The 19,280-nt window shown below is 59.1% G+C and carries 20 protein-coding genes and 1 pseudogene; 11 read left to right on the forward strand and 10 right to left on the reverse strand.

Annotated elements, in window-relative coordinates; translation table 11 throughout:
- Nucleotides 1–2 precede the first annotated feature (2 nt).
- Both AAAK34_RS07870 and AAAK34_RS07875 read left to right on the forward strand, forming a co-directional pair.
- Nucleotides 3–650 carry a DUF47 domain-containing protein gene (locus AAAK34_RS07870; RefSeq protein ID WP_231697215.1) on the forward strand — a complete coding sequence of 216 codons (648 nt, stop codon included), beginning with the start codon at nt 3–5 and terminating at the stop codon, nt 648–650.
- Nucleotides 651–705: 55 nt separating this feature from the next.
- On the forward strand, nt 706–1,716 hold the full coding sequence (locus tag AAAK34_RS07875) for an inorganic phosphate transporter (RefSeq protein WP_231697214.1): 1,011 nt from the start codon (nt 706–708) through the stop codon (nt 1,714–1,716).
- A 35-nt stretch (nt 1,717–1,751) separates the two neighbouring features.
- Here AAAK34_RS07875 and AAAK34_RS07880 read toward each other — a convergent pair whose 3' ends face one another.
- Complete coding sequence (locus tag AAAK34_RS07880) at nt 1,752–2,198, reverse strand: TM2 domain-containing protein (RefSeq protein ID WP_231697244.1); 447 nt, start codon at nt 2,196–2,198, stop codon at nt 1,752–1,754.
- A 266-nt stretch (nt 2,199–2,464) separates the two neighbouring features.
- Between AAAK34_RS07880 and rpsP the strand changes: the two genes are divergently transcribed.
- Nucleotides 2,465–2,725 (forward strand): 30S ribosomal protein S16, encoded by a 261-nt coding sequence (rpsP, locus tag AAAK34_RS07885; RefSeq protein ID WP_231697213.1) that lies wholly within the window; start codon nt 2,465–2,467, stop codon nt 2,723–2,725.
- Between the two features lie 11 nt (nt 2,726–2,736).
- Complete coding sequence (gene rimM, locus AAAK34_RS07890) at nt 2,737–3,306, forward strand: ribosome maturation factor RimM (RefSeq protein ID WP_231697212.1); 570 nt, start codon at nt 2,737–2,739, stop codon at nt 3,304–3,306.
- A gap of 120 nt (nt 3,307–3,426) precedes the next feature.
- Here rimM and AAAK34_RS07895 read toward each other — a convergent pair whose 3' ends face one another.
- The 4 genes from AAAK34_RS07895 to AAAK34_RS07910 all read right to left on the reverse strand — a co-directional run bounded on the left by AAAK34_RS07895 (nt 3,427) and on the right by AAAK34_RS07910 (nt 7,639).
- The gene (locus tag AAAK34_RS07895) at nt 3,427–3,702 is read right to left on the reverse strand and encodes a septum formation initiator family protein (protein WP_231697211.1); all 276 of its coding nucleotides are present in this window, start codon (nt 3,700–3,702) and stop codon (nt 3,427–3,429) included.
- Between the two features lie 47 nt (nt 3,703–3,749).
- Nucleotides 3,750–5,036: a phosphopyruvate hydratase gene (eno, locus tag AAAK34_RS07900; RefSeq protein ID WP_231697210.1), complete on the reverse strand. Its 1,287-nt coding sequence runs from the start codon at nt 5,034–5,036 to the stop codon at nt 3,750–3,752.
- 63 nt (nt 5,037–5,099) lie between these two features.
- Nucleotides 5,100–5,957, reverse strand: coding sequence for a 3-deoxy-8-phosphooctulonate synthase (gene kdsA, locus AAAK34_RS07905; protein WP_231697209.1), 858 nt, complete (start codon nt 5,955–5,957; stop codon nt 5,100–5,102).
- On the reverse strand, nt 5,954–7,639 hold the full coding sequence (locus AAAK34_RS07910; RefSeq protein WP_231697208.1) for a CTP synthase: 1,686 nt from the start codon (nt 7,637–7,639) through the stop codon (nt 5,954–5,956). The genes kdsA and AAAK34_RS07910 overlap by 4 nt, the downstream gene beginning before the upstream one ends.
- Before the next feature lie 211 nt (nt 7,640–7,850).
- On the opposite strand from AAAK34_RS07910, the gene coaBC reads away from it, so the two are divergent.
- The 4 genes from coaBC to AAAK34_RS07930 all read left to right on the forward strand — a co-directional run bounded on the left by coaBC (nt 7,851) and on the right by AAAK34_RS07930 (nt 10,685).
- Nucleotides 7,851–9,095 carry a bifunctional phosphopantothenoylcysteine decarboxylase/phosphopantothenate--cysteine ligase CoaBC gene (gene coaBC / locus AAAK34_RS07915; RefSeq protein ID WP_231697207.1) on the forward strand — a complete coding sequence of 415 codons (1,245 nt, stop codon included), beginning with the start codon at nt 7,851–7,853 and terminating at the stop codon, nt 9,093–9,095.
- A gap of 29 nt (nt 9,096–9,124) precedes the next feature.
- Nucleotides 9,125–9,571 (forward strand): hypothetical protein, encoded by a 447-nt coding sequence (locus AAAK34_RS07920; protein WP_431777916.1) that lies wholly within the window; start codon nt 9,125–9,127, stop codon nt 9,569–9,571.
- Complete coding sequence (dut, locus tag AAAK34_RS07925; protein WP_231697205.1) at nt 9,568–10,014, forward strand: dUTP diphosphatase; 447 nt, start codon at nt 9,568–9,570, stop codon at nt 10,012–10,014. The genes AAAK34_RS07920 and dut overlap by 4 nt, the downstream gene beginning before the upstream one ends.
- 194 nt (nt 10,015–10,208) lie before the next feature.
- Nucleotides 10,209–10,685 (forward strand): glycine zipper 2TM domain-containing protein, encoded by a 477-nt coding sequence (locus AAAK34_RS07930; protein WP_231697204.1) that lies wholly within the window; start codon nt 10,209–10,211, stop codon nt 10,683–10,685.
- Between the two features lie 99 nt (nt 10,686–10,784).
- On the opposite strand, the gene AAAK34_RS07935 is transcribed toward AAAK34_RS07930, so the two are convergent.
- Nucleotides 10,785–11,309, reverse strand: coding sequence for an FKBP-type peptidyl-prolyl cis-trans isomerase (locus AAAK34_RS07935; RefSeq protein WP_231697203.1), 525 nt, complete (start codon nt 11,307–11,309; stop codon nt 10,785–10,787).
- A 138-nt stretch (nt 11,310–11,447) separates the two neighbouring features.
- Between AAAK34_RS07935 and AAAK34_RS07940 the strand changes: the two genes are divergently transcribed.
- Nucleotides 11,448–12,599 (forward strand): JmjC domain-containing protein, encoded by a 1,152-nt coding sequence (locus AAAK34_RS07940; protein WP_231697202.1) that lies wholly within the window; start codon nt 11,448–11,450, stop codon nt 12,597–12,599.
- 326 nt (nt 12,600–12,925) lie between these two features.
- On the forward strand, nt 12,926–13,162 hold the full coding sequence (locus tag AAAK34_RS07945; protein WP_231697201.1) for a hypothetical protein: 237 nt from the start codon (nt 12,926–12,928) through the stop codon (nt 13,160–13,162).
- A 112-nt stretch (nt 13,163–13,274) separates the two neighbouring features.
- Here AAAK34_RS07945 and AAAK34_RS07950 read toward each other — a convergent pair whose 3' ends face one another.
- The 4 genes and pseudogenes from AAAK34_RS07950 to AAAK34_RS07965 all read right to left on the reverse strand — a co-directional run bounded on the left by AAAK34_RS07950 (nt 13,275) and on the right by AAAK34_RS07965 (nt 16,865).
- On the reverse strand, nt 13,275–14,048 hold the full coding sequence (locus tag AAAK34_RS07950; protein ID WP_231697200.1) for an MBL fold metallo-hydrolase: 774 nt from the start codon (nt 14,046–14,048) through the stop codon (nt 13,275–13,277).
- A gap of 12 nt (nt 14,049–14,060) precedes the next feature.
- Nucleotides 14,061–15,168 (reverse strand): annotated as a pseudogene (gene bamC / locus AAAK34_RS07955) (outer membrane protein assembly factor BamC).
- Between the two features lie 78 nt (nt 15,169–15,246).
- The gene (dapA, locus tag AAAK34_RS07960) at nt 15,247–16,134 is read right to left on the reverse strand and encodes a 4-hydroxy-tetrahydrodipicolinate synthase (protein ID WP_231697198.1); all 888 of its coding nucleotides are present in this window, start codon (nt 16,132–16,134) and stop codon (nt 15,247–15,249) included.
- Between the two features lie 158 nt (nt 16,135–16,292).
- The gene (locus tag AAAK34_RS07965) at nt 16,293–16,865 is read right to left on the reverse strand and encodes a class I SAM-dependent methyltransferase (RefSeq protein WP_231697197.1); all 573 of its coding nucleotides are present in this window, start codon (nt 16,863–16,865) and stop codon (nt 16,293–16,295) included.
- A 107-nt stretch (nt 16,866–16,972) separates the two neighbouring features.
- Between AAAK34_RS07965 and AAAK34_RS07970 the strand changes: the two genes are divergently transcribed.
- Nucleotides 16,973–18,949: a DNA topoisomerase IV subunit B gene (locus tag AAAK34_RS07970; protein ID WP_231697196.1), complete on the forward strand. Its 1,977-nt coding sequence runs from the start codon at nt 16,973–16,975 to the stop codon at nt 18,947–18,949.
- Nucleotides 18,950–19,280 lie beyond the last annotated feature (331 nt).

Raw genomic sequence — 19,280 nt, forward strand, 5'->3', positions numbered from 1 at the left:
CTATGCTGTTCAGCAAACTGCTGCCCAAGGAGGGCAATTTTTTTGAGCTTTTCGCTCAGCACGCCGATCGTGTCCTTGAGGCAGCGAAAGCCTTTTCTTTGTTGGTAGCCCACTACGACGATGCTTCTCTTCGCGAGCGCTATCTGAAAGAGGTAGACGACGCTGAACAGGCCGCCGATCGTGTCACCCACGAAGTCAACCGACTGGTTCACACGACCTTCATCACACCGATTGACCGCGAGCAGATTCACGCTCTGATCAACCTGATGGACGACGTGGCCGATCTTCTGCAGGACACGGCTGAAACCATGACCCTGTACGACGTCCTTCACATGACGGAGGAGATCAAGCGATTGACCGACTTGTCCGTCAAATGCTGTGAGCGTGTGCGCCACGCGGTGAGCCTGTTGCCCAAGATTGCCGAGCCAGCCACTGCCGACGCAGCCTTGAAAACCTGCGAGGAAATCGACCAGCTTGAATCCGATGCCGACCGTGTCATGCGCAGCGCGATGAGCAAGCTGTTTCGCAACGAGCCCGATGTGCGCGAGATCATCAAGCTCAAGGCCATCTACGAGTTGCTGGAGACGGTCACAGACAAGTGCGAAGACGTGGCCATTCAGATAGAAGGCATCGTGCTTGAGAGCTCTTGAAGGGCCTCGGCCTCAGCGCAGCAATCTTCCCCTCAACAGAAAAACCTGAGAATTTATGCAAACCGCACAGGCTGCGCTTTGGGTTGTCGTCCTGCTCGTTTCACTGGCGATCGTTTTCGACTTTATGAACGGCTTTCACGATGCCGCCAATTCGATCGCAACCGTGGTCTCCACGGGAGTGCTGCGGCCATCTCAGGCGGTGGTGTTCGCAGCGTTCTTCAACGTGATCGCGATTTTTGTGTTCCATTTGTCCGTGGCCGCTACGGTGGGCAAGGGAATCGTTCTGCCAGACGTGGTTGACGTACATGTGGTATTTGGCGCCTTGATAGGTGCGATTGTCTGGAACCTGATCACCTGGTACTACGGAATTCCCAGCAGTTCCTCGCATGCGCTGATTGGCGGCATTGTGGGTGCTGCGTTGGCCAAGGCTGGCCCCAGCGTTCTGGTGGCCGCGGGCATCCTCAAGACCGTAGCCTTCATTTTTATCTCGCCGTTGCTGGGATTTTTGCTGGGTTCCATGATGATGGTGCTGGTCGCCTGGATTTGCAGGCGCACCCGCCCTAACAAGGTAGACCGCTGGTTCCGTAGGCTGCAGCTGGTGTCTGCTGGCGCATACAGTCTTGGGCACGGCGGCAATGACGCGCAGAAAACCATTGGCATTATCTGGATGCTACTGATTGCCACCGGATACACGGCTGCGGGTGATTCTGCTCCTCCCACGTGGACGATAGTGAGTTGCTACCTTGCCATTGGCTTGGGAACCATGTTCGGTGGTTGGCGTATCGTCAAGACCATGGGTCAGAAGATCACCAAGCTGAAGCCCGTGGGTGGATTTTGCGCAGAATCAGGCGGGGCCCTGACCTTGTTCTTCGCCACGGCCTTGGGCGTGCCCGTATCAACCACCCACACCATCACCGGCGCGATCGTCGGAGTAGGCTCCACTCAACGTGCAAGTGCCGTGCGCTGGGGTGTGGCAGGCAACATCATCTGGGCCTGGATCCTGACCATCCCTGCCAGCGCCCTGGTCGCAGCAGTTGCGTATTGGATCAGCAACTTTCTGTTCTGATGTTGTTGAGGCGCTGATGTGCTGATGTGCTGATATCACTGAGAAATCTTCCGAGCCTCCTCAATCTGATACTCAAAATACCTCTGAAAGCTAAACGCAATTGACGCCATCAGCACCGCAGTCCCGATCAGCAGCGATAGAGCAATGCCGATGATGGTGGTCCAGCTAGTGCGTCCCGGAGCAGCGTCCGGCGCCAGCGTCGGGTTGTAGCGGGCGTTCCACTTTTCAGGCGTCATCAGCCCATAGACGATCGCAGTCAGGGCGCAAGCGGCCACTGTGAAGCCCAACATAGGAATCAACAGCCAGCTCAAGACATCGTCCTGGCCGTACTGCTGCACGCGCTGGATGCCGTGCACACCCAGTGCGGTGGGTATTGGCAGCAGCCAGCCTAGCCAGTCACCGAAGCCACGCAGATAGAAGCGGTGCAGGCCAATCGGTCCGCCCAAAAAGGCCAGCCACGTGGTCAAGGTCTTATTTTTCATGAGATGAGGCTCGGGCAGAATGTGCAAAACCGAGCAAAAGGAGTGAATGCGTTGCAAAAAGACGCCGTACATGAGGCTCTCCAGGAGGGCTTTCGGCCAATAAGCCACCAAGGCCGGATCTAAATACTATAATCGAAGGCTTTATCAGTGTGTCGCTGGCCGGGTGGCCATGTCGCGTGTCTCAACACTGAAATCAACTGGGTCCGCAAGCCGTTTCATTTCATCATGGCTGGCAGGCCCTGGTATCCACCCACAGGACATTCATCATGGTCGTTATTCGTCTCGCGCGCGGCGGCGCCAAAGCCCGCCCTTTCTACAGCATCGTGGTCGCTGACAAGCGTGTTCGCCGCGATGGACGCTTTATCGAGCGCATCGGTTTCTACAACCCCACCGCTGTCGGTGCCGCTGAAGGTTTGCGTATCGCTCAAGATCGCCTGGCCTACTGGAAGAGCGTCGGCGCGCAAGCTTCGCCCACCGTCGAACGCCTGATCAAGCAAGCTGCCAAGGCTGCTCCAGCAGCTGCCTGAGCGGGCTTCCTATGAGCCTTCCTGGGCTTGAGCCGGCGGAATTGCCGGCAGACGCGGTTGAAGTCGGCCGCATTCTGGATGCCTGGGGGGTCAAGGGTTGGTTCAAAATTCAGCCCTTCAGTGCCTCTCCCGAGGCGCTTTTTTCTTCCAAGCGCTGGTTTATTCAGCCTTCGGAACGTCCTGGCAAGGTTTCTTTCAGTGGTACGGTGTGCTTGTCCATCAAGCAGGCCCGGGACCATGCGGATACCGTGGTGGCCAGCGCGCACGAAATCCCCGATCGTCAGGCCGCCGAGCAATTGAAAGGCGCGCGAATCTTTGTCTCACGGGCTTCTTTTCCCACGCCGGACGAGGGTGAATACTACTGGGTCGACTTGATTGGCCTGTCGGTAGTGAACCGCGAAGGGATTGGTCTAGGCGTCGTGAAGGATCTGCTGGCTACTGGTCCGCAGACAACTCTGGTACTGACCTATGAAGAGGCAGGCAAGCAACTGGAGCGAATGATCCCGTTCGTGAGCGCCTTTGTAGATGCCGTGGATCTGGCAGGCCGGCAGATCACAGTGGATTGGCAGCCAGATTACTGAGCCTGAAAGCGGCTTGAAGGCTCAGGCTTTCGGGCCAAGTGCCAAGTTAAAGATCAATGATGACGCCCTGAATCGCAGTCCGAACCAGGGCTTTCAATCCGCAGCGGTGCCAGATACAGGCTACCGCGTCACCTGCACAAATATCTCGTTGGGCTTGACCATGCCCAATTCAAGGCGCGCCTTTTCTTCAACCATTCCCAAGCCTGCCTTCAGATCCGCCACTTCCGAGGCTAGTTGCTCATTTTCGAGCTTGGCCCGGGAGTTTGCGACTTTTTGAGTATCGAGCTTGCGCTGGAGTGCCGCCACATTGGGAATGCTGCCGCGACCGAACCACATCTGGGCGTGAAGTACCACCAGTACGACCACCAGAAAGAATGGGACGACGCGGTTACTCATGCCTCAGTTCGTGTGCGGCAGTTGATTGATGAGCTTATTCTAGAGCTTCAACGGAGGTTGTAGAAGGCTGAGCGGCCAGGGTATTGGGCCATGTCGCCTAGATCTTCCTCAATGCGCAGAAGCTGGTTGTATTTGGCCATGCGGTCGCTGCGGCTCAGGGAGCCCGTTTTGATCTGTCCGGCGTTGGTGCCCACCGCGATGTCGGCAATCGTCGAGTCCTCGGTTTCGCCCGAGCGGTGGCTGATGACTGCGGTGTAGCCGGCACGTTTGGCCATCTCGATGGCAGCAAAAGTTTCGGTCAGGGTGCCGATCTGGTTGATCTTGATCAGGATGGAGTTGGCAATACCCTTGTCGATGCCTTCTTGCAGGATCTTCGTATTGGTCACGAACAGGTCGTCGCCTACCAACTGAACTTTCTTGCCCAGGCGCTCGGTGAGCAGCTTCCAGCCGTCCCAGTCGCCCTCGGCCATGCCGTCTTCGATGCTGATGATGGGATACTTGTCCACCCAGGTGGCCAGCATGTCGGTCCATTGCTGGGCGCTGAGGCGCACGCCGCCTTCGCCTTCCAGCACGTACTCGCCGTCCTTGTAGAACTCGCTGGCAGCGCAGTCGAGAGCCAGCACGATGTCCTGGCCAGGCGTATAGCCGGCGTCCGAAATGGCTTGCAGGATCAGCTCAATCGCGGCTTCATGGCTTTCAACGCTGGGGGCAAAGCCACCTTCATCACCAACCGCCGTGGACATGCCTTTGCCGTCAATGATTTTCTTGAGAGCCTGGAACACTTCGGCGCCTTGGCGAAGAGCCTCGCGGAACGAGGGCGCTCCCACCGGCACAATCATCAGTTCCTGCAGGTCAAGCGAGTTGTTGGCGTGCGCGCCCCCATTGATGACGTTCATCATGGGCACTGGCAACTGGCAGCCATTCATGCCGCCAAAATAGCGGTACAGCGGCAGGCCGGACTCCTCTGCTGCAGCACGTGCCACAGCCATGCTGACGGCCAGCATCGCGTTGGCGCCCAGGCGTGACTTGTTGTCGGTGCCGTCGAGGTCGATCAGTGTCTTGTCCAGGAAGCCTTGTTCGGAAGCATCCAGGCCGAGCACGGCCTCGCTGATCTCGGTATTGATGTGCTCCACGGCTTTCAAAACGCCCTTGCCGCCGTAGCGCTTCTTGTCGCCGTCGCGCAGTTCAATCGCCTCGCGCGAGCCAGTGGAGGCGCCGCTAGGGACGGCCGCACGGCCCATGACGCCGCTCTCGAGCAGCACGTCGCATTCGACGGTGGGGTTGCCGCGGCTGTCCAGGATTTCGCGACCTACGATGTCAACAATTGCACTCATGATGCTGATATGGGTTGAAGTTGAGAAAACAGAGTGGAGCCAGTGCCGAAAGCACCTCTTGGCTCAGGTATTGAATGCGTTTTCGAGGTAACCGTTTTTCTTGGTCACCTGATCGAGTGAGATCAGGGTTTCAAGCAACGCCTTCATGTGTTTGAGTGGTACAGCGTTTGGTCCGTCAGACAGCGCGTTGGCTGGATCAGGGTGTGTTTCCATGAAGAGGCCGGCCACACCCACAGCCACGGCGGCCCGTGCGAGCACGGGGACCATTTCGCGCTGTCCACCGCTGGAGGTTCCCTGCCCGCCCGGCAGCTGTACCGAGTGTGTGGCGTCAAAGACCACCGGAGCCCCCGTCTCGCGCATGATGGCCAGGCTTCGCATGTCGCTGACCAGGTTGTTGTAGCCAAAGCTGGCACCGCGCTCGCAGGCCATGAAGTTGTCGGTTGGCAGGCCTTTTTCCGCAGCTGCGGCGCGCGCCTTGTCGATGACGTTCTTCATGTCGTGAGGGGCCAGAAACTGTCCCTTCTTGATGTTGACCGGCTTGCCGCTTTGCGCCACGGCGCGTATGAAATCGGTCTGACGGCACAAGAAAGCAGGGGTTTGAAGCACGTCGACCACGGATGCGACGGTGGGGATCTCTGCCTCGGAGTGCACGTCGGTCAACACCGGCAGGGCCAGCTCTTTCTTCACCTTGGCCAGAATCTCGAGGCCTTTGTCCATGCCCGGGCCACGGAAGCTCGTGCCACTGCTGCGGTTGGCTTTGTCGTAGCTGCTCTTGAAGATGAAGGGAATGCCGAGGCTGCTGGTGATCTCCTTGAGTTGGCCGGCCACGTCCATTTGCAATTGCTCGGACTCGACCACGCAGGGGCCCGCGATCAGGAAGAAGGGCTGGTTCAGCCCGATGTCGAACCCGCAGAGCTTCATTTGACTGCCTTTAACGACTTGGTGGCGGCATCATCCTGGCGCGCGGACTGGTGCTGCAACGCCGCCTTGATGAAGGCATTGAAGAGTGGGTGGCCGTCCCAGGGGGTGCTCTTGAACTCGGGGTGGAACTGCACGCCGATATACCAGGGGTGCACGTTCTGAGGAAGCTCGACGATCTCGGTCAGATGCTCGCGCTGTGTTAGAGCGGAAATGACCAGGCCTGCCTCGCGCAGCGTGTCGAGGTAGTTGACGTTGGCTTCATAGCGGTGGCGGTGGCGCTCGTTCACCACGTCGCCGTAGATCTTGTGCGCCAGCGTGCCGGGCAAGACGTCGGAGCTTTGGGCGCCCAGACGCATGGTTCCTCCCAGGTCTGACTCGGCGTCGCGTGTCTGGATGCTGCCGTCCTTGTCTTTCCACTCTGTGATAAGGGCAATGACCGGGTGCGGCGTGGCAGGGTCGAATTCCGTGCTGTTAGCGTTTTCGAGGCCTGCAGCATGGCGCGCATATTCGATAGTGGCGACCTGCATGCCCAGGCAGATGCCCAGATACGGGACCTTGTTCTCACGTGCGAAGCGGGCGGTGGAAATTTTGCCTTCCACGCCGCGCGGGCCGAAGCCGCCTGGCACCAGCACGGCGTCGTACTTGCCCAGTTTGCCCACGGTGGCAGGCGTGATGGTTTCTGAATCGATGTGCTCGATCACCACGCGTGCATGGTTCTTCATGCCGGCATGGCGCAGCGCCTCGTTGACCGATTTGTAGCTGTCGGACAGATCCACATATTTGCCCACCATGGCGATGGTCACGTTGCGCTGTGGGTGCTCCACTTCGTGGACGAGGTCGTCCCAGCGCGCGAGGTTGGCCGGCGGTGTGTTGAGTCTCAGCTTGTCGCAAATTAGGCCGTCGAGCCCTTGCTCGTGCAGCATGCGTGGCACCTTGTAGATGGTGTCTACGTCCCACATGCTGATGACGCCCCACGCGGCCACGTTGGTGAAAAGGCTGATCTTGTCGCGTTCTTCCTGGGGAATGGGCCGGTCGGCACGGCACAGCAGGGCGTCGGCCTGTATGCCGATTTCACGCAGCTTCTGCACTGTGTGTTGAGTGGGCTTGGTTTTCAGCTCGCCTGCCGCAGCGATCCAGGGCACGTAGCTCAGGTGCACGAAGGCACTGTGGTTCGGGCCGAGCTTCAGGCTCAGCTGGCGCACAGCCTCCAGGAACGGCAGCGACTCGATGTCGCCCACCGTGCCGCCGATTTCAACGATGGCCACATCCACCTCGCTGGCGGTACCGATGCCGGCTCCGCGCTTGATGTAGTCCTGGATCTCGTTGGTGACGTGCGGGATCACCTGAACCGTCTTGCCAAGGTAGTCGCCGCGGCGCTCTTTTTCGAGAACGCTTTTGTAGATCTGGCCGGTGGTGAAGTTGTTGGCGCGCTTCATCCGTGTGGTGATGAAACGCTCGTAGTGGCCAAGGTCCAGATCGGTTTCAGCGCCGTCATCGGTGACGAACACTTCGCCGTGCTGGAACGGGCTCATGGTGCCCGGGTCGACGTTAATGTACGGATCGAGCTTGATAAGAGTAACTTTGAGGCCGCGCGATTCGAGGATCGCGGCCAAGGAGGCCGAGGCGATTCCCTTGCCCAGGGAAGACACCACACCGCCAGTGACGAAGACGAATTTGGTCATGTCAAGACGAAGGCGGTCAGCCTCCGTTCGGTGGGAAATGGCGATTATAGGCGCCTCACTCCTTTTCAGTGCTGTGGTGGGGCATATTGGAGGCTGAATTCCGGGCTGCTGGAGCCCATCTGGCTGGGAGTGCCTGTCTGGCAATGCCATTGCGTTGCGGCTGGCGATTCAAGGCTACGACGACGCGTCCTGCCGTGCTACATTGCGCGCCATGAACGACGCGTTGGAAAAAGCAGGTGAACTGGCAGGCCGCCATATTGTGCTGGGTCTTTCCGGAGGGGCCGCGTGCTTTAAGGCGGCTGAGCTATGCCGTGCACTCACCAAGGCTGGCGCCACTGTGCAGGTGGTGATGACCGAAGCCGCTGAGCGGTTCATGACGGCGGTGACCATGCAGGCACTTTCGGGCCGGCCGGTATATACCTCCCAATGGGATCAGCGGCCGGACAACGGCATGGCACACATCAACCTGAGCCGGGAGGCCGACGCCATCCTGGTGGCGCCCGCCAGCGCTGATTTCATCGCCCAGTTGGCACAGGGCAGGGCGGCCGAGTTGCTCGCGTTGCTGTGCTTGGCGCGGCCACTGGAGCGCGTACCGTTGCTGATAGCGCCTTCCATGAACCGCGAAATGTGGGCGCATCCGGCCACCCAGCGTAATCTCTGGCAAATTGACCAAGACGGTGCTCACGTGCTGGGGGTGGCGCATGGTGACCAGGCATGTGGGGAGTTCGGAGACGGCCGCATGCTGGAGGCCCAGGAGTTGCTAGAGGAACTGATTGCTTTCCTGACGCCAAAAGCACTCGCCGGGCAGCGCCTTCTGATCACCGCTGGGCCAACTTTCGAGGCCATTGACCCTGTTCGCGGTATCACCAATCTCAGCAGTGGAAAAATGGGATTTTCCATCGCCAGAGCAGCGCGCGAAGCGGGGGCGGAGGTGACCTTGGTGGCTGGGCCCGTGCATTTGCCGACGCCGCGTGGCGTGACTCGTATTGATGTCAGGTCGGCCGAGGAAATGCGCCTTGCCAGTGTGCAGCAGGCCGAGTCAGCGAACATTTTCGTGGCAACGGCTGCGGTGGCAGACTGGAGGCCCGCGGTGACGGCGGAGCACAAGATCAAGAAAGACGGTTCTGGCGAGGTGCCTCATATGGCGTTTGTCGAGAACCCCGACATACTTTCCGAGATCGCTCATTCGCCGCGCGCGCAGTCTGGGGAGTTGTTCTGTGTCGGTTTTGCCGCCGAAAGTCAGGATTTGCTGGCCAATGCCCAAGCCAAGCGTGCGCGCAAAGGTGTGCCGCTGTTGGTCGGTAACATCGGCCCGGCCACGTTTGGTCGCGACGACAACGCCTTGCTGCTGGTCGACGACGAAGGCGCGAGCGAGTTGCCGCGCGCAAGCAAGCGCCATTTGGCGCAACAACTGGTGGCCGAGATCGCGCGTAGGGTTTCTGGCCTGTCTGCCTGACCCTTTCAGGCTTCAGGGAGGTGGCTTCCATGGGTGTTGATCTAATCGATAACTCGCCGCCCAATGGCGACTACGTGCGCTACATCGAAGCGCTCATGCAAACGACGGCACATGGCGTGGGCGTGGCGCCGACTCCTCAAGCGGGAACGGCGCCACGCCATTCTGCCCCCCGGCGGGGGAGGTCATCTTCCAAAGCTTCGGTGCCTGATCAGGCGGCTGGCCTTCCGAATACTCGCGGGCCAGCAGGGCCACCAGATCTGGGTGAGCTGATGACGGAATTGCTGGAAAAACTGTCCGGAAAACCTGGTTCGAAAGGCGGTCAAGCCATTCCCGCATGGTGGCCGTGGGTCGCAGTCGCCGTGGTGATAACGGGGGTGCTTTTTCCGATTGCCATGGCGCCACTGGCCATTGCAGCGTTCGTTGCGTGGCGATTTTTCAATGCTCCCTCCGGAAAAACAAAAGGAAACCAACCTTGAAGATTGACGTAAAAATTCTCGACGAACGACTGCGCACTCAGATGCCGGCCTACGCCACCCCCGGCAGTGCTGGCTTGGACTTGCGCGCCTGCCTGCAAGAGCCGTTGACGCTGGTGCCTGGCGCGTGGCAATTGGTTCCCACCGGCATGGCGATTCATCTGGCTGATGAAGGCTACGCAGCGCTGATCCTGCCTCGTTCAGGCCTTGGTCACAAACACGGCATCGTTCTGGGAAACCTGGTGGGGCTTATTGATAGCGATTATCAAGGCCAACTGATGGTCAGTGCCTGGAACCGCAGCGACGTGGCTTTCATTATCGAGCCTATGGAGCGCATCGCTCAGCTTGTGATTGTGCCGGTGGTGCAAGCCAGGTTCCATATCGTCGATGAATTTCCGGCCAGCCAACGGGGTGAGGGTGGATACGGCTCTACGGGCAAGAACTGAGACACCGATACGCATCCGGCAGGCTTTATGCATCTGGATACAAGTCGGGCCAGGTTGCGCTGTACGATTTGTCTGACGCTCACATCCTCTCAACGCCTATTGGTCGGCCTGACGGATGCGGGCTTAATGGGTTTGTCGTAAGTTGAGCCAGCGTTTTTTGCCCCGGCCCTTACTCCACAACAGGAGCAGTTCACATGACACGTATTCAGCGTTTTACCGGTATGAGCTTGGGCATTGCGGCCATCGCCATGCTTTCCGCTTGCGCAGGCCAGCCATATTATGGAAATACCAACTACCCGATGGGTTCCCAGCCGGGTTATAGCCAGCAGAGCTATCAGTCGCTCGGTACAGTGACCAATGTCGAACTGGTTCGCGCAGGCGGCAGCAGCGGCATTGCGGGCACGGCTATTGGTGGCGTGGCTGGCGGTGTTCTGGGCAACCAGGTCGGCGGGGGTAGTGGTCGGACTGCAGCCACTGTCATTGGTGCAGTGGGCGGTGCCCTGATCGGCAATGCGATTGAGCGCAATTCGAACGCCGGCCGCGGGGCCGATGTTTATCGTGTGTCAGTGCGTCTGGACAACGGCGCCACTCAAAGCTTCGACTACCAGCAGTCACCCAACGTGCGTATCGGCGACAGGGTGCGGGTAGACGGCAACCAGTTGTATCGCTGAAACTTGAGGGACGTACTGCCCGTCCCAGCCCCGAAGCTTGAGCAAGGTTCTTCGCCGAACCTGCGCTCAAAAGCCGCAACGTAGTGTCCTGGATCGCGTTCAGTGCAGGAGCGATCCCCCCGGAGCGGCTGGTTGCACACGAAAGAACCCGGTACCTGCAGTGCCGGCACCCACTTCGTCCAAAGTGGCCTCGCGGACGGCTTCCACTTTGAGGTGCAGACGCAGGCCTACGCCGGCCAGCGGATGATTGCCGTCGAGAACGACGTGCTCCGGATAGATGTCCGACACTGTATAGAGTGTGTCTCCGGAAAGAGACGCGCTGACTCCTTCTGGCAGGGCGTGACCTTCAAAAACCATGCCTTCTTCGAGCTCGGCCGGAAAGAGATTTCGGGGTTCCAGAAAGAGCTTCTGCTCGTCAAAATCTCCGAAAGCATCCAGTGGTTCTAGATTGAGATCCAGCGTGGCGCCGGGTTCATGGCCTTGCAGGGCCTCTTCGATTTTGGGTAGCAGATCGTTGCCGCCCAATAGAAACTCGACCGGTTGGTCAAGTTCATCCAGTACTTCGCCCAAACTGTCCTTGAGTGTCCATGTGAGCGAGACGACGCATTGTGATGTGATTTCCATCGCACAATTGTCGCATCGCCTCTTTCTCGCTGCCACAAGGTTCGCGGAGAGATTACAAGAGCGTGTTTACGGTCTCTGTACGAGGGCTGTAGCTGTCCGCTTCTTCCAATTACTATTCCTATCGTTTTACTTTATTTTATGGATACCTCCGAACCACTGCAGTTGCTTGGCGGACTCACGCCGCAGCAGTTCATGAAGCGCCACTGGCAAAAAAAGCCATTGCTGGTGCGTCAGGCCATCCCCGCCTTTGCGCCGTTGCTTCCGCGTGCGGGTCTGTTTGATCTCGCCGGACAGGAGGGCGTTGAATCGCGTTTGCTAAGTCACGGAGACAGGGGTTGGAATCTCAAGCGTGGGCCCTTCAGCCGGCGATCGTTACCGCCGATCAGCAGACCCCAGTGGACGCTGCTGGTGCAGGGCGTCGATCTGCACCATGAGGGGGTACACGCCCTCATGCAGCAGTTTCGATTCGTGCCGGACGCACGGCTGGATGATGTGATGATCAGCTACGCCAGCGACGGCGGGGGAGTGGGTCCGCATTTCGACAGCTACGACGTGTTTTTGCTGCAAGCCAGTGGCCAGCGTCGCTGGCGCATCGGTCGGCAAAAGGATTTGAGCCTGGTGGAAGGGTTGCCGCTTAAGATACTTGCGAATTTCGAGCCTGAGGAAGAGTACGTTCTGGAGGCTGGAGACATGCTCTACTTGCCTCCACGGTGGGCACATGATGGCGTGGCCGTCGGAGAGTGCATGACGTATTCGATCGGCTTTCGTCAGCCCGCCCGAGGTGAGTTGGCGCGCGAACTCCTGGTGCGCGTGGCCGAGGAGGCTGCCGATACTTTGGGAGACGCCGCATATCGAGATCCAGGGCAACCCGCTGTATCACGGCCTGGTGAAATGCCTGAAGCCATGCTTGATTTCGCGCGCGACGCCGTGGCCCGCGCGCTGCGTGATCCTGCGCAATTGGCCATGGCGCTGGGGGAGGTGCTCACTGAACCCAAGCCAAATGTGTGGTTCGATACTCCCGCTCTGGATGGTGGAGAAAGTGTGGGCGCTGATGTGGGAGGCGAACTTGCGGGGGCTGTCATTCTCGACCGCCGAACCCGCATGATGTATGACCCCCAGTATATTTTCATTAACGGCGAAAGCTTTCGCGCGAGTGGGCGCGATGCCCGGCTGATGCGGACGCTAGCCGATGACAGGCGGCTGGGTGCGAGCGATGTCCGTAAATTGGGGGCGGACGCGCTTGACCTGCTCGATCAATGGAAAGACTGCGGCTGGGTGCACGAAGCATGAAATGGGGCATAAACCTGAGGACGTTACTCTCTCCCAATACTTGTATGCCTTCGTAAACAAGCTCGTAATTCGTGGCGTTAATGCATCAGGGTTTACCACAATTGCAGGTCAATAGCTATAATTAAAGACTGAGTTGGAAGAGTGTAAGAGTGCTTTCGCTCAATCAAGGTGCGCAGCATTAATCAAAGGCCTCCCGGCACTTTGCGGAACAAATTTTTCAAGGATCACGAAAATGAATAAATCTCTAGTTTTGGCCGCTCTGATGGCCGCCGCCGCTCTGACTGCTTGCGGCAAAAAAGAAGAGGCTGCTCCTGCGCCTGCTCCGGTTGAGGCTCCTGCAGCAGCTCCTGCTGCCGCTGAAGCTGCTTCCGCCGCTGCTGAGGCAGCTTCGGCAGCTGGTGCCGCTGTTGGTGCAGCCACTGACGCAGCTTCTGCTGCTGGCGCTTCCGCTGCTGCTGCCGTTGATGCTGCTGCTGCTGCTGCTGGTCAAGCTGCTTCTGCCGCTGTTACTGAAGCGGCTGCCGCTGCCGCTGCTGCTGCATCCGCCGTCAGCAAGTAAGTGATGCTCTCTTTGCCGGAGTGTTTTCACTCCGGCACTAGACACACACAAAAAAACCACCCGAGGGTGGTTTTTTTGTGCACGCCTTTTGATTAAGCCCTTAAACACTTAAACCCTTAAACCTTATACCAGGTACTCCCCGCAGGAGTGCAGTAGGGCACGTCATCCGGCAAGCACCCCAGCGCCTTTGAAAGCGCGGCTTGCACGAGCTCCGGCCGATTGTTGCGTTCGCTCAAGTGTCCCGCAATCACCGTATGGAGGTGTTCGTGCAGCAGGGCTTGAAGAGCTTGCGCAGCCTGTTCGTTGTTAAGGTGGCCGTGTGTTCCACCTACGCGTCGCTTCAGAAATGGCGGATAGCTTGAGCCCGCCAGTAAGTCCGAGTCGTGGTTGCTCTCCAGCAAAAGGGCGTGGCACCCTTTCAATTTTTCCAGCACGTATGGCGGCACATGGCCCAGATCGGTCAATAAGCCGAGTGAAGTTGAGCCATCTGTGCAATGCAACTGGAGTGGCTCAAGCGCATCGTGCGGCACAGTGAAGGGGCGCAGTTGCAGATCGCCCAGAGCCACCGTTTCTCCGTCACGAACCAAATTCAGGTCAATGGTGGACGCCGGGGCGCCAAGGGCTCGCCAAGTGCCTGCACTCATCCAAAGCGGAACACCGAAGCGCTGCGAAAGTGCCAGGGCACAACCCACGTGATCGCAGTGCTCGTGGGTAATGAAAATGGCGTCCAGTTGTTCCGAACTTAAGCCGCAGTTCTGAAGGCGTGCCTCGATCTGACGAATACCCAACCCGCAGTCCACCAGCACGTGAGTGCGGGTGGTTCCATCGTGTGCTTCTATCAGGGTGGCGTTACCCGAACTGCCGCTCGCCAGGCTGCGAAAGCGCAGCATATCGATCGAAAATTACTTCAATTCGTCGGCGATGACCTGCACAATGCGCTGCGCGGCATTGGCTGGAACCGTGCCGCCGTTGGCGTCGAGAACCGCCACGGTACTGGACTGGGCTTCGCTGCGCACGGCAATCTGGTATCTGGTCGTCGGCACCGGGGGTGGAGCGGCCGATCAGCTTTCCGAAGAATCCGGGCTCCTGCTTTTCGAGTGTAGGGTCTATATAACGCACGAAATAGATGCCTTTGCTGCGATCGCGGTCCTCAACCGTGAAGCCTGTGCGATCCAGCGCCAAGCCTACTCGACGCCACGCCCGATCGAAGTCTTCGTTGATTTGCACCACGGGGCCGCTACCGCCGGCCACCACACGCGCATTGGAGGCGCTGGCTGTGGGAGCTTGCGCCGCGTTTGCCACGATCGCCTTGGACTGTTCCTGGGTGACGCCGAGCTTGACCATCAAGCGGCGCAGAAATTCGGCTTCCAACTCGGGATCGCTCGGACGTGGCTGCCAGATCGTGTTTTCGCGCTGGGTGTTCGTGAACACCTCTTCCATGCCGCGGTGGGTGACGTAGATGTCGGTGCCACCATTTGCGTTGCGTTCCAGGCGCGTGCGGAACTTATCCCGCTCGCCGGTCGAGTAGATCGAATCCAGCATCTTGCCGATGGTCGCGCGAATGAAGTCCTGAGGAATCTTGGCGCGGTTTTCGGCCCAATCGGTCTCCATGATGCCGATGTTGGGCTGGTCGACGGCCAGAAGGAAGCCATTCTCCATCCAGAAGTCGCGCACCGGGCTCCAGAGCTTGTCGGCGGGACGATCAACGCGCAGCCAGCGCTTGCTGCCATCTCGTTCGAAATGAACATCGGCAATGGAAGACGCGGCGGTGGGAGCGCCGGCCGCGACGGAGGCTGCCTGAGTGACCTGATAGGCGCTGGCCGATACCGCTCCGCCAGGAACTACGTAGCGCGACTGGCCTGGCAATTGCGTCAGATCCGGAGGAATCTCCAGTGAAACGCCTCGCCCTGAGCTCTTGTAGTCAATGCGGTCAGGTTCAAGAATCGAGCACGCCCCCAGCCCCAGCAGTACGACGATGGGGAGCAAGCGGATGGTACGAACTAGCTTCACGAGAAATTCCTTTAACCTAGAAGCCGTTCCCGGGGATCAAGCCAGGAAACGGCGGTTGCGCGTCCGAGGGCCGTTCGATCAGCTCAGCAGGCCACTGGTCCGCAGAGCGCTTTCCACTACCGCTTCATTGGCCTGTGCCAGCGGGGTCATGGGCAGTCGCATAGTGCCACCGCACAGGCCCATGCGGGCCATGGCCCATTTCAAGGGGATCGGATTGGCTTCAACGAACAGATGTTTATGCACCGGTAGAAGTTTGAGCTGGATTTCCATGGCGCGTTTTACATCGCCAGCGAGTGCGGCCACGCACAATTCGTGCATCAGCCGGGGGGCAATATTGGCGGTGACGCTGACGTTACCCTGTCCGCCGCACAGCATCAGTGCCACAGCTGTGGGGTCGTCACCCGAGTACACGGCAAACCCTTTCGGAGCTTCCCGGATCAGCCATTGCGCGCGTTCGATATTGCCCGTGGCTTCCTTGATGCCGACGATGCCTGGCACGTCCGCAAGGCGCAGCACGGTGCCATGGAGCATATCTGCCACGGTGCGGCCAGGTACGTTGTAGAGGATCATTGGCAGATCGCCCACGGCTTCGGCGATTGCCTTGAAGTGCTGATACTGGCCTTCTTGCGTCGGTCTGTTGTAGTAGGGCACCACTTGAAGCTGGCAGTCGGCGCCCACCTTCTTCGCGAAGCGCGCCAACGCAATGGCCTCGGCGGTTGAATTGGCACCACAGCCGGCCATGATGGGTACGCGGCCTGCTGCCTGTTCAACGGCCACCCGGATAATCTCCTGGTGTTCCTCCACGTTCACGGTGGGCGATTCTCCCGTGGTGCCAACGACGCAGATGCAGTCGGTGCCTTCGGCTATGTGCCAGTCGATCAGCTTGCGCAATGAGGGGTAATCGACGCTGCCGTCCTCGTGCATGGGCGTTGCCAGGGCGACGATGCTGCCAGTGATGGGTGTCATGAAAATGCTAGTCTTGCGGCGTGAAGCTAGCATTTTAGTGTCCTTGGCCCTCACAGGCCGATACCCAGGCAGATATATCGAGATGAACACACTCTTCTTTAGGGCTTAGCTCGTCAGAGCATGTTCAACGGACCCGCGGGGAGACTTTGATTGCGATCTCAGAGCGGATACCGCTCCACGGGCATGCCAACCATCGTTTTTTCATTCGGTTGCCGCACTGCTGCAATGCGCTGCACGAAACGTTCAGGGTCTGACAAAAATCCGTCTTCGTATGCAACGATACGCCAACCTGGACCTGCGCAGGCTTGAAGCAGTTCACCCGGGCGCAGCAGAAAATCGGCCCGCGCGGGCCGTCCTACCGTTTCATTGCCCGCAGCGAAGGTTTCATAGATGAGTGCGCCGCATTCAGCCACACTGTCCAGCAAGGTCGGCAACAGCGGCCGCCACAGGTAGTTGGTGACCACGACGGCGCCGAAGCGCCGGTTGTGGAAGGGCCACGGTCCTTGCTCGATGTCGGCCAACACGGCATCACCGAGGTCGCGCACAGCTTCGATGGCAGCAGGGTCCCGATCCACGCCGGTAACGGGGTGCCCTCTCTGCGCGAACCAGCGCATATGGCGGCCACCCCCGCAGGCTACGTCAAGAACGGGCGCGCCGGCGGGCACCAAGGCGCTCCAGCGCCACACCCAGGGGGAAGGCGCCTGAAATCCGTGAAGGGTAGAGGGGTTCATTTGCAGTTTTCATGGGGCTGAAACGTGATGAATGTAACGGCGTTGGGTGGTCGAGGGCTGTACTTTCATCCAGTTTGGGCAATGCTGTCGGGATAAAATGATCAGTTATGGCTACGAATTCCACTACGGTTACCGGCTACTCCGAAGGCTCGATCAGGGTGCTCAAAGGGCTTGAGCCCGTCAAGCAGCGCCCGGGCATGTACACACGCACCGACAACCCGCTCCATGTCATCCAGGAGGTATTGGATAACGCTGCTGACGAGGCACTGGCGGGCTTCGGCAAGAAGATCAAGGTGATCCTGCACACTGACAGCTCCGTCAGCGTGGAAGACGATGGTCGGGGCATCCCCTATGGCATGCACCCCGAGGAAAAGGCGCCGGTGCTTGAGTTGGTGTTTACCCGTCTGCATGCGGGGGGCAAGTTTGATAAAGGCAAGGGCGGAGCCTATAGCTTCTCCGGTGGCTTGCACGGCGTGGGGGTCAGCGTCACGAATGCGCTGGGCAAACGCATGGAAGTCACCAGCTATCGGGAGGGCATGGTTGCTTCCATGGCGTTTGAAGGCGGCGATGTGGTTGAAAAGCTCCAGGTCCGCAAACAGGGCGAGGGGGATCGACGCCAGGGAACCACTGTTCGGGTGTGGCCGGATCCAAAGTACTTCGAATCCGCCGTCCTGCCCCAAGCGGAACTGACGCATCTGCTGCGCAGTAAAGCGGTCCTCATGCCCGGCGTCAGCGTCTCGCTCATCGACGAGAAGAAGAAGGAGACCCAGACATGGCAATACAAGGGCGGCCTGCGCGACTATCTTGAGCAAACGCTTTCCACGGATCCCGTCATTCCCCTTTTCGACGGAGAGGGCTATGCCGGCAAGGATGCCGACAGCTTCGCCGAAGGCGAGGGGGCGCAGTGGTGCGTCGCTTTCACCGAAGAGGGCCAGCCTGTGCGGGAGAGCTACGTTAACCTGATTCCGACCAGCGCTGGCGGTACGCATGACAGCGGCCTGCGCGATGGCCTGTTCAACGCCGTCAAGAGCTTTATAGAATTGCACAGCCTGCTTCCCAAGGGTGTCAAGCTGATGCCCGAGGACGTCTTCGCCCGCGCCAGTTACGTGCTCTCGGCCAAAGTGCTTGATCCGCAGTTTCAGGGTCAGATCAAGGAGCGGCTCAATTCTCGCGACGCAGTTCGTCTGGTCTCCAGCTTCGTGCGTCCCGCTTTGGAGCTATGGCTGAATCAACACGTGGATTACGGCAAGCGATTGGCTGAGTTGGCCATCAAGGCCGCCCAGACGAGGCAGCGCGCAGGCCAGAAGGTGGAAAAACGCAAGGGTTCCGGTGTCGCGGTGCTCCCCGGTAAATTGACCGATTGCGAAAGCCGCGACATTGCTCATAACGAGGTTTTTCTGGTCGAAGGAGATTCGGCCGGCGGCAGCGCCAAAATGGGCCGCAACAAGGAGACGCAGGCCGTTCTCCCTCTCCGCGGCAAGGTGCTGAACACTTGGGAGGTCGAGCGCGACAGACTCTTCGCCAACACGGAAATCCACGATATTTCGGTGGCCATAGGGGTAGATCCGCATGGCCCCGCCGACAGCCCCGATCTTTCAGGACTGCGCTACGGCAAGATCTGCATCCTCTCCGATGCCGATGTAGACGGCTCACACATTCAGGTTCTGCTGCTCACACTGTTCTTCCGTCACTTTCCCAAGCTGATCGAGACGGGGCATGTTTTTGTGGCGCGTCCGCCCCTGTTTCGTGTAGATGCGCCTGCGCGCGGCAAGAAACCAGCATCCAAGATGTACGCCCTTGATGAGGGTGAACTAACGGCAATTCTCGACAAATTGCGCAAAGATGGCGTTTCTGAGGGAAAATGGTCCATCAGCCGCTTCAAGGGGCTGGGCGAGATGAGCGCGGAACAATTATGGGAAACCACGCTCAACCCCGACACTCGCCGACTCCTTCCGGTGCAACTGGGCCGTTTTGATTTCGGCCAGACAGCCCACGAGATGAGCAAGCTCATGGGCAAGGGCGAAGCCGCAGCGCGCCGCGAATTGATGGAGCTGCACGGAGACGCCGTGGAAGTCGATATTTGATACGTGAGCAGGAAAGCATGACGCCGCATTTCTTCCTGCGAGCTCTTGAAGTCTTCATGTTCAAGAGCACGCATGCACTCCATCCCTCTGCGGGAGAGAAGGGTTGCGTGCGGTTCGGCGGAGCAAGCAGGTGGCCTCCTGCCTGGAGGTGCAGCCGGGCTTTGCCTGTGCATAAAGCCCTGTTGGTCACGCTATCACTGTCTGCCATGCCCCTTGTCGCCCACGCCGATCTGTGGGCCTATGTGGATGATCGCGGCATAACTCACTTTGCCATAGAGCAAGTCGATGACCGCTACGAACTTTTTTCAAGAGCAGCGATACATTCAATTTT

It is taken from the genome of Ottowia caeni (genome assembly GCF_050821495.1).
Classification (GTDB): domain Bacteria; phylum Pseudomonadota; class Gammaproteobacteria; order Burkholderiales; family Burkholderiaceae_C; genus Ottowia; species Ottowia caeni.